The organism is Archangium violaceum (assembly GCF_016887565.1).
Lineage (GTDB): Bacteria > Myxococcota > Myxococcia > Myxococcales > Myxococcaceae > Archangium > Archangium violaceum_B.
In genome coordinates this window covers 9434433-9449821 of record NZ_CP069396.1, presented here as the reverse complement: position 1 = coordinate 9449821, position 15389 = coordinate 9434433, and the positions used below count along the sequence as shown (strand labels likewise).

Sequence of the window (15389 nt, the reverse complement as noted above, 5' to 3'; positions counted from 1 at the left end):
TCGGTGGGCAGGGGCGCGGGCCGGACATCAGCCAGCTCGGCCCAGAAGGAGGCCTCGGCCGCCAGGGACTCGGAGCGGGCGTGGGCCTCCAGGCGCTGGGCCCAGGTCTGGAAGGAGGTGCTCTTCGTGGGCAGCGACGGCTGCTGGCCTCGCAGCAGTTGCTGGTAGGCGGACTCCAGGTCCTCCGTCAGGACGCGCCAGGAGACGCCATCGACGACGAGGTGGTTGATGCACAGGAAGAGGCGCTGGGGCTGGCCGTCACCGAAGTGGAAGAGGGCGGCGCGCAGCAGCGGGGGCTGGGAGAGGGAGAAGCTGGCCTGGAGGCGGGCGGTCTCCTCGAGCAGGGCCCGCGGGTGCTCGGAGGCGGGCAGGGAGGAGAGATCCACCTGGAGCAGGGAGGGCAGGGCCTGCTCGGGCGAGGCGTTGTCCTGACGCCAGACGCCGTCCACCTGTTGGAAGGACAGACGGAGGGCGTCGTGGTGCGAGACGATCAGGCGCAGGGCCTTCTCCAGCGGCGCCGCATCGATGGGCTGGCGTGCCCGCAGCAGCAGCGACTGGTTGAAGTGATGCGCGTGGGAGGCGTCGAGCTCCAGCAGCCGGCGCTGGATGGGCGTGAGGGGCACGGGGCCCACCACGGGCCCCTGCGGGATGGCCTCGGAGCGCGAGGCCACGCGGACCACGGTGGCCAGCTCGGCGACGGTCTGGTGCTGGAAGATGTCGCGAGCGGAGAGCGTGTAGCCGGCCTGGCGTGCGCGCGCCACGACCTGGAGGCTGATGATGGAGTCGCCGCCGAGGTCGAAGATGTTGTCGTGGATGCCGATGCGGGGCACGCGCAGGACCGTGGCCCAGATCTCGGCCAGGTGCCGCTCCACCTCGTTGCGGGGAGCGACGTACTCGCGAGCGCCGGAGAGGAGCGCGGCCTCCGGAGCGGGCAGGGCCTTCCTGTCCACCTTGCCGTTGGGGTTGAGCGGCAGGGCGGGCAGCGGCACGAAGGCCGAGGGCACCATGTACTCGGGCAGCTTGTCCTTGAGGAAGGCGCGCAGGGCGGAGACCTCGAGGGACTGGCCCTCGTGGGCCACCACGTAGGCCACCAGGCGCTTGTCGCCAGCGCCTTCCTGGCGGGCCACCACCACGGCCTCGCGTACGGCCGGGTACTGGAGCAGCGCGGCCTCCAGCTCGCCCAGCTCGATGCGGAAGCCACGCACCTTCACCTGGAAGTCGACGCGGCCCAGGTACTCGATGTCGCCATCCGGCAGCCAGCGCGCCAGGTCGCCGGTGCGGTAGAGGCGGGCTCCGGGCTCGGTGCTGAAGGCGTCGGGGATGAAGCGCTCGGCGGTGAGGTCCGGGCGGCCGAAGTAGCCGCGGCCCACCTGGATGCCGCCGATGAAGAGCTCACCGGCCACGCCGACGGGCACCGGACGCAGGTGCGCGTCGAGCAGGCGGATGGAGGTGTTGGAGATGGGCTTGCCGATGGGGACGGAGCGAAGGGCGGAGTCCGGGCGGCAGTGGAACCAGGTGACGTCGACGGCGGCCTCGGTGGGGCCGTAGAGGTTGTGCAGCTCGGCGTGGGGCAGACGCTCCAGGCAACGGCGGGAGAGCTCCAGGGGAAGGGCCTCACCACTGCACACCACGCGGCGCAGGCTGGCGCAGCGCTGCTCCAGTCCGGGCTCCTGGAGGAAGGCCTGGAGCATGGAGGGCACGAAGTGCAGGGTGGTGACGCGCTGCTGGGAGATGAGGGTGGCGAGGTAGTCGGGATCCTGGTGGCCACCGGGGCGGGCCACCACGAGGCGGGCACCCACCATGAGGGGCCAGAAGAACTCCCAGACGGAGACGTCGAAGCTGAACGGAGTCTTCTGGAGGACGACATCCTCCGAGCCCAGGCCGTAGGCGCGCTGCATCCACACGAGGCGGTTGGCCACGGCGCGGTGGATGTTCATGGCGCCCTTGGGGCGGCCGGTGGAGCCCGAGGTGAAGATGATGTAGGCGAGGTTGTCCGCGGTGGAGAGCGCCGGAGGCGTGAGGGTGGACTGGCGGGAGATGGAGTCCCAGCCGGTGTCCACGCACACGATGGAGGCCTCGGAGCGGGGCAGGCGGTTGAGCAGGTGCTGCTGCACGAGGAGGACGGCGGGCCGGGCATCCTCGAGCATCCACTCCAGGCGCTGCGCGGGATAGGCCGGGTCGAGCGGCACGTAGCCGCCGCCGGCCTTGAGGGTGGCGAAGAGGGCCACCACCATGTCCAGCGAGCGCTCCATGCAGACGCCGACGCGGACCTCGGGGCCGACGCCGAGGGAGCGCAGGTGCCAGGCGAGCTGGTTGGCGCGCTCGTCGAGCTGGCGGTAGGTGAGCCAGCTGCCTTCGAAGCCGAGGGCCGGGGCGTCGGGAGTACGCGCCACCTGGGCCTCGAAGAGCTGGTGGAGGGTGGCCTCGCGCGGGAAGTCGGCGGAGGTATCACTCCACTCCACGAGCAGCTGGCGGCGCTCGGCCTCGGTGAGCAGCGGCAGCTCGGACAGCTTCGCCTCGGGCGCCGCCACCACTCCCCGCAACAGCACGGTCAAGTGCTCGATGAGACGGACGATGGTGTCCTGCTCGAAGAGATCCGTGGCGTAGGAGAGGGAGCCGGAGAAGCCCTCGGAGGTCTCCGAGAGGGAGAGGTGGAGGTCGAACTTGGCCGCCTGGGACTGGGACTCCAGCATGTGCAGCGACAGGCCTTGCAGGGCCATGTCCGCGGCGGGCGCGTTCTGCAGGACGAACATCACCTGGAAGAGCGGAGTGCGGCTCATGTCGCGAGCCGGCTGGAGCTCCTCCACCAACTTCTCGAAGGGGATGTCCTGGTGCTCGTAGGCACCGAGGGTGGTGTCCTTCACCTGGCGCAGCAGCGAGCGGAAGGAGGGGTTGCCCTCCATGCGGGCACGCAGCACGAGCGTGTTGATGAAGAAGCCGATGAGGCCCTCGGTCTCGGCGTGGCGGCGCCCGGCGATGGGCGAGCCGACGACGATGTCCTGCTGTCCCGAATGCCGCTGCATCAGCACCTGGAAGGCGGCGAGCAGGAGCATGAAGGGGGTGACGCCTTCACGCTGGGCGAGCGCCTTGATGGCCTCGGACAGCTCACGGGGGAGCCGCACGGGCAGCTCGGCACCGCGGTAGGAGAGGACGGCGGGGCGAGGCTTGTCGGTGGGCAGTTCCAGCTGAGCGGGAGCGCCGGAGAGCTGCTGCTTCCACCAGGACAGTTGCGCGTCGAGCGTCTCGCCCTGGAGCCACTGGCGCTGCCAGACGGCGACGTCGGCGTACTGGACGGGCAGCCCGGGCAGGGGAGAAGGCTTGCCCTGGGAGAAGGCGTCGTAGAGGGCGGCCACCTCGCGCACCAGCACCTGCATGGACCAACCGTCGGAGACGATGTGGTGCATGCACAGCAGTAGGACGTGCTCGGAGTCCGAGAGCTTCAGCAGCGAGGTGCGCAGCAGCGGACCATGCGCCAGGTCGAAGGACCTGGTGGCGTCTTCCCCGACGAGCCGGCGGGCCTCGGCCTCGCGCTGCTCGGTGGGCAGGGCCGTCAGGTCCACCACGGGGAGCGGCAGGGAGGCAGGAGCCGCGATGAGCTGGATGCTGCCTTCGGCCTCGGAACGGAAGGTGGTGCGCAGGGACTCGTGGCGGCGTACCACCTCATCGAAAGTACGGCGCAGGGCCTCGATATCCAGGGCCCCCACCAGCCGGACGGCGGCTGGAATGTTGTAGGTGGCGTTGCCGGGCTCGAGCTGCTCCAGGAACCACAGGCGCTGCTGGGCGAAGGACAGGGGCAGCGGGGCCGACCTGTCGGCGGGCTTCAGCGCAGGCAGCGCGGAGGTGGCGTTGCCCTGGAGTGACGCCCGCACGCGCGAGGCGAGGGCCTCGAGGGTGGAGGACTCGAAGAGAGCGCGCAGGGGCAGCTCCACGCCGAAGGTGGCGCGGATGCGCGAGACGACCTGGGTGGCCAGCAGCGAGTGGCCGCCCAGCTCGAAGAAGTTGTCGTGCACGCCCACGCGCGGCAGCTGGAGGATCTGGCTCCAGAGCTCGGCCAGGCGCAGCTCCACCTCGTTGCGAGGAGCGACGTACTCGCGCGAGCCGGAGAAGTGGGAAGAATCCGGGGCGGGGAGGGCCTTCCTGTCGACCTTGCCGTTGGGGTTGAGGGGCAGGGCGGGCAGTACGACGAAGGCGGAGGGCACCATGTAGGCCGGCAGGTGCTCCTCGAGGAATGCACGCACGGCGGAGATATCGAGCGTGTTGCCCTCGCGAGCCACGACGTAGGCCACCAGGCGCTTGTCGCCGGGCACGTCCTCACGAGCCACCACGACGGTGTCACGCACGCAGGAGTGGCGCAGCAGGGCGGACTCCACCTCGCCCAGCTCGATGCGGAAGCCACGCACCTTCACCTGGAAGTCGATGCGGCCCAGGTACTCCAGCTGGCCGTCGGCGCTCCAACGCACCCTGTCGCCGGTGCGGTACATGCGAGCGCCGGGAGAGGAGGAGAAGGGGTCGGGGATGAAGCGCTCGGCGGTGAGCTCAGGGCGGCCGAGGTAGCCACGGGCCAGGCCCAGGCCGCCGAGGAACAACTCACCGGGGACGCCCTGGGGCACGGGCCGCAGGTGTGCGTCGAGCACATAGGCCTGGGAGCCGGGCAGGGGACGGCCAATGGGAGGAATGAGGGAGGAGTCGCGAGGAGCCAGGGCCCAGGTGGAGTAGGTGGTGTCCTCGGTGGGGCCGTAGAGGTTGAAGACGGCTTCGACGGTGCCGGTGGCGTAGAGGGCCTGCACCAGGGAGGACTGAAGGGCCTCACCGGCGAGGTTGACGGTACGCACGGAGGCGGGCAGGGCACGCTGGCGCACCAGCTCGGCGACAGCCGAGGGGACGGTGTTGATGAGCGTCACCTCGGAAGCGGCGGGCAGGGAGGGAAGGGCCAGGGCGTTGTCGGCCAGGTAGACGCAGCCGCCGCAGGCCAGGGGAGCGAAGAGCTCGAAGACGGACAGGTCGAAGCAGACGGAGGTGGCCGCCAGGGTGCCGGCCAGCTGGGCCTTGGAGAAGGAGGCCATGGCCCAGTGGAGGAAGGAGACGGCGCTGGAGTGCTGGAGGGCGACGCCCTTGGGCCTGCCGGTGGAGCCGGAGGTGTAGAGGACGTAGGCCAGGTGCTGAGGCGTGTTGAGGCAGGGCGGGCGCGAAGTGGGGTGGCGCGAGAAGGACTCGGGCTCATCCAGCAGCAGGAGGGCCGGAGCGCCCAGGCCACGCATGTCCTCGGCCAGGGAGCGCTGGGTGAGGAGCAGGGGGCTGCGGGCGTCAGCGAGGCTGTAGGCCAGACGCTGGGAGGGATAGGCCGGGTCGAGGGGCACGTAGGCGCCGCCGGCCTTGAGGATGGAGAGGATGGCCAGGGGCAGCAGCTCGGTGCGCTCCAGGCACAGGGCGACGGGCACCTCGGGGCCGACGCCCAGGGAGCGCAGGTGCCAGGCGAGCTGGTTGGTGCGCTCCTCGAGCTGGCGGTAGGTGAAGCGGCGAGTACCGACGACGAGGGCGGTGGCCTCGGGAGTGGCGTCCACCTGGCGCTCGAAGAGCAGGTGGAGGGCACCGTCAGTACGGGGCAGGAAGTCGGAGTGGTTCCAGTCCACCAGCAGGCGCTGGCGCTCCTGGGCCGGCAGCAGCGGCAGCTCGGACAGCCGCGCCTCGGGCGTGGCAATCACGCCCTCCAGCAGCACATGCAGGTGCTGCGCGAGCCGGGAGACGGTGCTCTTCTCGAACAGATCGGTGGCGTACTCCAGGGTGCCAGCGAAGCCCTCGGAGGTCTCGGAGAGGGAGAGGGTGAGGTCGAACTTGGCAGTCTGGGAGGAGGACTCCAGCATGCGCAGGGACAGGCCCTGGAGGGCCATGTCCGCGGCGGGCGCGTTCTGCAGGACGAACATCACCTGGAAGAGAGGCGTCCGGCTGAGGTCACGCGCCGGGTGCAACTCCTCGACGAGCTTCTCGAAGGGGATGTCCTGGTGCTCGTAGGCACCGAGGGTGGTGTCCTTCACCTGGCGCAGCAGCTGACGGAAGGAGGGGTTGCCCTCCATGCGGGCACGCAGCACGAGCGTGTTGACGAAGAAGCCGATGAGGCCCTCGGTCTCGGAGTGGCGGCGGCCAGCGATGGGCGAGCCGATGCTCACGTCCTCCTGGCCGCTGTAGCGGTGCATCAGCACCTGGAAGGCGGCGAGCAGGAGCATGAAGGGGGTGACGCCTTCACGCTGGGCGAGCGCCTTGAGCGACTCGGACAGCTCACGGGGGAGCCGAACAGGCAGCTCGGCACCGCGGTAGGAAAGAGTGGCGGGGCGGGGCTTGTCGGTGGGCAGCTCCAGCTGAGCGGGAGCGCCGGAGAGCTGCTGCTTCCACCAGGAGAGCTGGGTGTCGAGCGTCTGGCCCTGGAGCCACTGGCGCTGCCAGAGAGCGAAGTCGGCGTACTGGACGGGCAGCCCGGGCAGGGGAGAAGGCTTGCCCTGGGAGAAGGCGTCGTAGAGGGCGGCCACCTCGCGCACTAGCACCTGCATGGACCAGCCGTCGGAGACAACGTGGTGCATGCACAGCAGCAGCACGTGCTCGGAGTCCGAGAGCTTGAGCAGGGTGGTGCGCAGCAGCGGGCCGTGGGCCAGCTCGAAGGGGCGCACGGCCTCGGCGCGGGCCAGACGCAGGGTCTCGGCCTCACGCTCCTGTGGCGACAGTGTCGTCAGATCCACCAGGGACAAGGGCAGTGATGCCTTGGGAGCGATGACCTGGACGGGTTCGCCAGCCTCGGAGCGGAAGGTGGTGCGCAGGGACTCGTGACGGCGTACCACCTCATCGAAGACGCGCTGGAGGGCGTGGAGGTCGAGGGTGCCCACCAGACGCACAGCGGCGGGCATGTTGTAGGTGGTGTTGCCGGGCTCGAGCTGCTCCAGGAACCACAGGCGCTGCTGGGCGAAGGACAGGGGCAGCGGGGCCGTCCTGTCGGCGGGCTTCAGCGCAGGCAGTGCGGAGGTGGCGTTGCCCTGGAGTGACGCCCGCACGCGCGAGGCGAGGGCCTCGAGAGTGGAGGACTCGAAGAGGGCACGCAGGGGCAGCTCCACGCCGAAGGCGGCGCGGATGCGCGAGACGACCTGGGTGGCCAGCAGCGAGTGGCCGCCCAGCTCGAAGAAGTTGTCGTGCACGCCCACGCGCGGCAGCTGGAGGATCTGGCTCCAGATATTGGCCAGGCGCAGCTCCACCTCGTTGCGAGGAGCGACGTACTCGTGTGAGCCGGAGAAGTGGGAAGAATCCGGGGCGGGGAGGGCCTTCCTGTCGACCTTGCCGTTGGGGTTGAGGGGCAGGGCGGGCAGTACGACGAAGGCGGAGGGCACCATGTAGGCCGGCAGGTGCTCCTCGAGGAATGCACGCACGGCGGAGATATCGAGCGTGTTGCCCTCGCGAGCCACGACGTAGGCCACCAGGCGCTTGTCGCCGGGCACGTCCTCACGAGCCACCACGACGGTGTCACGCACGCAGGAGTGGCGCAGCAGGGCGGACTCCACCTCGCCCAGCTCGATGCGGAAGCCACGCACCTTCACCTGGAAGTCGATGCGGCCCAGGTACTCCAGCTGGCCGTCGGCGCTCCAACGCACCCTGTCGCCGGTGCGGTACATGCGAGCGCCGGGAGAGGAGGAGAAGGGGTCGGGGATGAAGCGCTCGGCGGTGAGCTCAGGGCGGCCGAGGTAGCCACGGGCCAGGCCCAGGCCGCCGAGGAACAACTCACCGGGGACGCCCTGGGGCACGGGCCGCAGGTGTGCGTCGAGCACATAGGCCTGGGAGCCGGGCAGGGGACGGCCAATGGGAGGAATGAGGGAGGAGTCGCGAGGAGCCAGGGCCCAGGTGGAGTAGGTGGTGTCCTCGGTGGGGCCGTAGAGGTTGAAGACGGCTTCGACGGTGCCGGTGGCGTAGAGGGCCTGCACCAGGGAGGACTGAAGGGCCTCACCGGCGAGGTTGACGGTACGCACGGAGGCGGGCAGGGCACGCTGGCGCACCAGCTCGGCGACAGCCGAGGGGACGGTGTTGATGAGCGTCACCTCGGAAGCGGCGGGCAGGGAGGGAAGGGCCAGGGCGTTGTCGGCCAGGTAGACGCAGCCGCCGCAGGCCAGGGGAGCGAAGAGCTCGAAGACGGACAGGTCGAAGCAGACGGAGGTGGCCGCCAGGGTGCCGGCCAGCTGAGAGGGAGAGAAGGAGGCCAGGGCCCAATTCAGGAAGGCGGAGGCGCTGGAGTGCTGGAGGGCGACGCCCTTGGGCCTGCCGGTGGAGCCGGAGGTGTAGAGGACGTAGGCTAGGTGCTGAGGTGTGTTGAGGCAGGGCAGCCGGTGGGTGGGCTGGTGGGAGAAAGCCTCGGGCTCGTCCAGCAGCAACAACGCAGGAGCACCCAGGCCACGCATGTCCTCGGCCAGGGAGCGCTGGGTGAGGAGCAGGGGGCTGCGGGCGTCAGCGAGGCTGTAGGCCAGACGCTGGGAGGGGTAGGCCGGGTCGAGGGGCACGTAGGCGCCGCCAGCCTTGAGGATGGAGAGGATGGCCAGGGGCAGCAGCTCGGTGCGCTCCAGGCACAGGGCGACGGGAACCTCGGGGCCAATGCCCAGGGAGCGCAGGTGCCAGGCGAGCTGGTTGGTGCGTTCCTCGAGCTGGAGGTAGGAGAAGCGGCGGGTGCCGACGACGAGGGCGGTGGCCTCGGGGGTGGCGTCCACCTGGGCTTCGAAGAACTGGTGGAGGGCGCGGTCGGCGCGGGGCAGGAAGTCGGAGTGGTTCCAGTCCACCAGCAGGCGCTGACGCTCCTGGGCCGGCAGCAGCGGCAGCTCGGACAGGCGCGCCTCGGGAGAAGACACCACTCCCTGCAACAGCACGGTCAGGTGTTGCGCGAGCCGGGAGACGGTGTCCTGCTCGAAGAGATCGGTGGCGTACTCCAGGGAACCCGCGAAGCCCTCGGCGGAATCGGAGAGGGAGAGGGTGAGGTCGAACTTGGCAGTCTGGGAGGAGGACTCCAGCATGCGCAGGGACAGGCCCTGGAGAGCCATGTCCGCGGCGGGCGCGTTCTGCAGGACGAACATCACCTGGAAGAGGGGAGTGCGGCTCAAGTCGCGAGCCGGGTGCAACTCCTCGACGAGCTTCTCGAAGGGGATGTCCTGGTGCTCATAGGCACCCAGGGTGGTGTCCTTCACCTGGCGCAGCAGCTGACGGAAGGAGGGATTGCCCTCCATGCGGGCACGCAGCACGAGCGTGTTGACGAAGAAGCCGATGAGGCTCTCGGTCTCGGAGTGACGGCGGCCAGCGATGGGCGAGCCGACGCTCACGTCCTCCTGACCGCTGTAGCGGTGCATCAGCACCTGGAAGGCGGCGAGCAGGAGCATGAAGGGGGTGACGCCTTCACGCTGGGCGAGCGCCTTGAGCGACTCGGACAGCTCACGGGGGAGCCGCACGGGGAGTTCGGCACCGCGGTAGGAAAGGGTGGCGGGGCGGAGCTTGTCGGTGGGCAACTCCAGCTGAGCGGGAGCGCCGGAGAGCTGCTGCTTCCACCAGGAGAGCTGGGTGTCGAGCGTCTGGCCCTGGAGCCACTGGCGCTGCCAGACGGCGAAGTCGGCGTACTGGGCGGGCAGTCCAGGCAGGGGAGAGGGCTTGCCCTGGGAGAATGCGTCGTAGAGGGCGGCCACCTCACGCACCAGCACCTGCATGGACCAACCGTCGGAGACGACGTGGTGCATGCACAGCAGCAGGACGTGCTCGGAGTCCGAGAGCTTCAGCAGCACGGTGCGCAGCAGCGGACCATGGGCCAGATCGAAGGGGCGCGTGGCCTCGGCGTGAGCCAGACGAATGGTCTCGGCCTCACGCTCCTGTGGCGACAGTGTCGTCAGATCCACCAGGGACAGGGGCAACGAAGCCGAAGGCGCGATGACCTGGACGGGCTCGCCAGCCTCGGAGCGGAAAGTGGTGCGCAGGGACTCGTGGCGGCGCACGAGCTCATCGAAGCTGCCCTGGAGGGCCTGTACGTTCAGGGAGCCCACCAGCCGGACGGCGGCGGGCATGTTGTAGGTGGTGTTGCCGGGCTCGAGCTGCTCCAGGAACCACAGGCGCTGCTGCGCGAAGGACAGGGGCAGCGGGCGAGACCTGTCGGCGGTCCTGAGGGCGGGGAGACTGGAGGTGCGCTCCTGGCGAGAGGACTCGATGCGCCGTGCGAGTGCCTCGAGCGTGGAGGACTCGAAGAGGGCACGCAGGGGCAGCTCCACGCCGAAGGTGGCGCGGATGCGAGAGGCCACCTGGGTGGCCAGCAGCGAGTGACCACCCAGCTCGAAGAAGTTGTCGTGCACGCCCACGCGCGGCACGTGCAGCAGTTCGGCCCACATGGAGGCGAGGGCCTCTTCGGTGGGAGTGCGCGGGGCGACGTAGTTGGAGCCGCTCGGCAGGTGCGAGGCATCCGGAGCGGGGAGGGCCTTCCTGTCGACCTTGCCGTTGGGGTTGAGAGGCAGGGCGGGCAGGGCCACGAAGGCCGAGGGCACCATGTAGGCCGGCAGGTGCTCCTCGAGGAAGGAGCGCAGCACGCCGGGCTCCACGGACTGGCCCTCGCGAGCCACGACGTAGGCCACCAGGCGCTTGTCGCCGGGCACGTCCTCACGAGCCACCACGACGGTGTCACGCACGCAGGAGTGGCGCAGCAGGGCGGACTCCACCTCGCCCAGCTCGATGCGGAAGCCACGCACCTTCACCTGGAAGTCGATGCGGCCCAGGTACTCCAGCTGGCCGTCGGCGCTCCAACGCACCCTGTCGCCGGTGCGGTACATGCGAGCGCCGGGAGAGGAGGAGAAGGGGTCGGGGATGAAGCGCTCGGCGGTGAGCTCAGGGCGGCCGAGGTAGCCACGGGCCAGGCCCAGGCCGCCGAGGAACAACTCACCGGGGACGCCCTGGGGCACGGGCCGCAGGTGTGCGTCGAGCACATAGGCCTGGGAGCCGGGCAGGGGACGGCCAATGGGAGGAATGAGGGAGGAGTCGCGAGGAGCCAGGGCCCAGGTGGAGTAGGTGGTGTCCTCGGTGGGGCCGTAGAGGTTGAAGACGGCTTCGACGGTGCCGGTGGCGTAGAGGGCCTGCACCAGGGAGGACTGAAGGGCCTCACCGGCGAGGTTGACGGTACGCACGGAGGCGGGCAGGGCACGCTGGCGCACCAGCTCGGCGACAGCCGAGGGGACGGTGTTGATGAGCGTCACCTCGGAAGCGGCGGGCAGGGAGGGAAGGGCCAGGGCGTTGTCGGCCAGGTAGACGCAGCCGCCGCAGGCCAGGGGAGCGAAGAGCTCGAAGACGGACAGGTCGAAGCAGACGGAGGTGGCCGCCAGGGTGCCGGCCAGCTGAGAGGGAGAGAAGGAGGCCAGGGCCCAATTCAGGAAGGCGGAGGCGCTGGAGTGCTGGAGGGCGACGCCCTTGGGTCTACCGGTGGAGCCGGAGGTGTAGAGGACGTAGGCCAGGTGCTGAGGCGTGTTGAGGCAGGGCAGCCGGTGGGTGGGCTGGTGGGAGAAAGCCTCGGGCTCGTCCAGCAGCAACAACGAGGGAGCACCCAGGCCGCGCATGTCCTCGGCCAGGGAGCGCTGGGTGAGGAGCAGGGGGCTGCGGGCGTCGGCGAGGCTGTAGGCCAGACGCTGAGAGGGGTAGGCCGGGTCGAGGGGCACGTAGGTGCCGCCAGCCTTGAGGATGGAGAGGATGGCCAGGGGCAGCAGCTCGGTGCGCTCCAGGCACAGGGCGACGGGCACCTCGGGGCCGACGCCCAGGGAGCGCAGGTGCCAGGCGAGCTGGTTGGTGCGTTCCTCGAGCTGGAGGTAGGAGAAGCGGCGGGTGCCGACGACGAGGGCGGTGGCCTCGGGGGTGGCGTCCACCTGGGCTTCGAAGAACTGGTGGAGGGCGCGGTCGGCGCGGGGCAGGAAGTCGGAGTGGTTCCAGTCCACCAGCAGACGCTGATGCTCCTGGGCCGGCAGCAGTGGCAGCTCCGACAGGCGCGCCTCGGGGTGATTCAGCACGCCCTCCAGCAGCACATCCAGGTGCTCCACCATGCGAGCGATGGTGGGGGCTTCGAACAGATCGGTGGCGTACTCGAGTGCGCCCGAGAGTCCCTGCGCGGACTCGCTGAGCGTGAGGGTGAGATCGAACTTGGCCGTGCGGCTCTCCAGCTCGACCTCGTGCAGCGACAGCCCGGGCAGGGCGGTGCCGGGCAGCGGATCCGGCCGCAGCACGAGCATCACCTGGAAGAGGGGGCTGCGGCTGAGGTCGCGCACCGGGCGCACCTCCTCCACGAGCTTCTCGAAGGGGAGGTCCTGGTGCTCGTAGGCGCCCAGCGTCGTCTCCCGCACGCGCGTCAGCAGCTCGCGGAAGGTGGGGTCGCCGTGCAGCCCGGTCCGCAGCACGAGCGTGTTGACGAAGAAGCCGATGAGCCCGTCCAGCTCGGAGCGGTTGCGGCCGGCGATGGGCGAGCCGACGAGGATGTCATCCTGGCCGCTGTAGCGGTGCAGCAGGGTCTGGAACGTGGCCAGCAGCAGCATGAAGGGCGTGACACCCTCACGCCGCGCGAGCTCCTCGAGCGCCTCCCACCGGTCGCGGGACAGCCGCACCGGCACGCTGGAGCCGCGCAGTCCCTGCACGGGGGGCCGGGGCTTGTCGGTGGACAGCTCCAGATGGGAGGGCGCGCCGGAGAGCTGCCGCTTCCAGTACGCCAGCTGCGTGTCGAGCAGCTCGCCCCGCAGCCACTGCCGCTGCCAGACGGCGTAGTCGGCGTACTGCACGGGCAGCTCGGGCAGGGGCGAGGGCTGGCCTCGCGAGAAGGCCGCGTAGAGGGCCGCCACCTCGCGCACCAGCACGCCCATGGACCAGCCGTCGGAGACGATGTGGTGCATGCACAGCACCAGCACGTGCTCGGTGTCCGAGAGCTTCAGCAGCACGGTGCGCAGCAGCGGGCCGCGCGTGAGCTCGAAGGGGCGCAGCGCCTCCTCGTGGGCCCGGCGCTGCACCTCCGCCTCGCGCTCCTCCGCGGGCAGTGCGCTCAGGTCCACCCTCACCAGCTCCAGCGCGCCCTCGGGACGCACGTGCTGCACGGGCTCGCCCTGCTGGGCCTGGAAGGTGGTGCGCAGCGACTCGTGCCGCCGGACGATCTCCGCGAAGCTCCGCTCCAGGGCCGCCGCATCCAGCGAGCCCTCCATCCGCACGCAGGCGGGGATGTTGTAGAGCGGGCTGCCCGGCTCGAGCTGATCCAGGAACCACAGCCGTTGCTGGGCGAAGGACAGGGGTAGGGGCTGCTCGCGCGAGGCCCGGCCCAGGGGCGCGGCCTGACGGGTGCCAGCGAGCTGGGAGAGCTGCTCCACCAGCTCGGCCAGGCTCGGCCCGCGCAGCAGGGCCTCCATGGGCAGCGTCACGCCCAGGCCCTTCTCCACCTCGTACGCCAGCTCCACGGCCGACAGCGAGTCCATGCCGTAGCGCGTGAGCGGCTCGTCCCGCTCCAGCTGCTCCGGGCTCGTTCCCAGCCGCCGCGCCAGCCGCGCCCGCAGCCAGCGCTCGAGCGCCTCGGGCGTCCCGGGCCGCTCCTCCACCGCGTCGGCCGAGGCCGCCGTCTCCTCCACGGCCGGGGCGCTCACCGCCTCGCCGCGCCACGTGGCCACCTCGCGCAGCTCTCCCGTCAGGTAGAGTTCACGGCTGGCCCGCCGTTGAATCTTGCCGCTCGACGTCTTGGGCAGGCTGCCCGGCTCGATGAGCGTCAGTGCATGCAGTTGCAGCTCGTGCACCTCGGCGATGCGCTGCCGCACGGCCTGCACCACCTCGTCCATCGCCACCGGCTGGCGCCGCGTGTCCGCCTCGAACACCACCACCAGCCGCTCCTCGCCCTCCACCTCCACCGAGAAGGCCGCGCCGCACCCGGGCCGTAGCGCGGGGCTCGCCTGCTCCGCCGTCAGCTCGATGTCCTGCGGGTGGTGGTTGCGGCCGCGGATGATGATGAGGTCCTTGATGCGGCCGGTGACGAAGAGGTCTCCCCCCTCCAGCAGGAAGCCCTGGTCTCCCGTGCGCAGGAAGGGCCCCGCGCCATCCTGGGTGCGCGCGTGGAAGACCCGCTCCGTCTCCTCGGTGCGGTTCCAGTACCCCACGGCCACGCTCTGGCCCTTCACCCAGATCTCCCCCACCTCGCCCGGCGCGCAGCGCGCGAACGTGGTGGGATTGACGATGGCCAGCTCCTGGTCCTGCAGGTTCCGGCCGCAGCCCACCAGGGTGCGTGCCTTCTCCTGCTCGGGCTGGGCGGACACGGCGTGGCCCCGCAACAGCTCTTCTCCACCCACCGTCCGCAGCACGGGCGAGGCGCCCACATCACCACCGGAGGCGATGAGCGTCCCCTCCGCCAGGCCGTAGCAGGGGTAGAAGGCCTCGCGGCGGAAGCCGCTGACGGAGAAGGCCTGGACGAAGCGGTCCACCGTCTCGGGGCGGATGGGCTCGGCGCCGCAGAAGGCCACTTCCCAGTGGCTCAGGTCCAGCTTGCGCCGGTCCTCCTCGGTCGTCTTGCGCACGCACAGATCGAAGGCGAAGTTGGGGCCACCGCTGATGGTGCCCTTCGTGCGCGAGACCACCTCCAGCCAGCGCAGCGGGCGCCGCAGGAACGTCAAGGGCGACAGCAGCGCCGTGGAGAAGCCCCCGTACACGGTGCCCAGGATGCCGCCGATGAGCCCCATGTCATGGTAGGGCGGCAGCCAGATGACGCCCGAGCTGCCCGCGTTCATCCCGAAGGCTCCGTGGATGAGCTTCAGGTTGTGCAGCAGGTTGGCGTGCGTGAGCATCACGCCCTTGGGCGTGCCCGTGGAGCCGGAGGTGTACTGGAGGAAGGCGAGCGAGTCGCTCGTCAGCTCCGGCCGCTTCCAGTCCGCCTCCGCTCCCGCCGCCACCTCGTCGGTGGCCACCCAGCGCAGGTTCCTCAGATCCGGGGCGGCCTCGAAGATGAGCTCCGCCATGGAGAGGATGAAGGACGTGGTGAGCACCAGCGTGGCCTGCGCGTCCTGGATGATGGCCCTCAGACGCGGCAGCGTCCTCTCCAGTCGCGTCGGATCCGGCGGATAGGCCGGCACCGCCACCACGCCCGATGCCAGACAGCCGAAGAAGCCGGCCACGTACTCGAGCCCCGGGGGATACAGCAGCACCGCCCGCTCGCCCGGCGCGGCGATCCCCTGCAGGTGGGCTCCAATGCCCTGCGCGCGCCTCAACAGTCCCGCGTGGCTGAGGATCTCCTCGCCACCATCGGCGTCTTCATACAGGGTGAAGAGCGGTGCCTCGGTCAGGAGCGCGGCGCGCTCCTCCACCAACTCCAGCAACGTGGATGCGGGAGACGAATTCGAAATCGACTTCAT

General features: G+C 70.3%; 1 protein-coding gene (only partly in view). It reads right to left on the bottom strand.

The genetic code is table 11. The annotated features are described in order from the left end of the window. Positions 1 to 15389, bottom strand: partial view of a non-ribosomal peptide synthase/polyketide synthase gene (locus JRI60_RS37610; RefSeq protein ID WP_204220838.1) — the 5' portion only. It extends 11773 nt beyond the left edge of the window; only the first 15389 of its 27162 coding nucleotides appear in the window; the start codon lies at positions 15387 to 15389; the stop codon falls past the left edge of the window.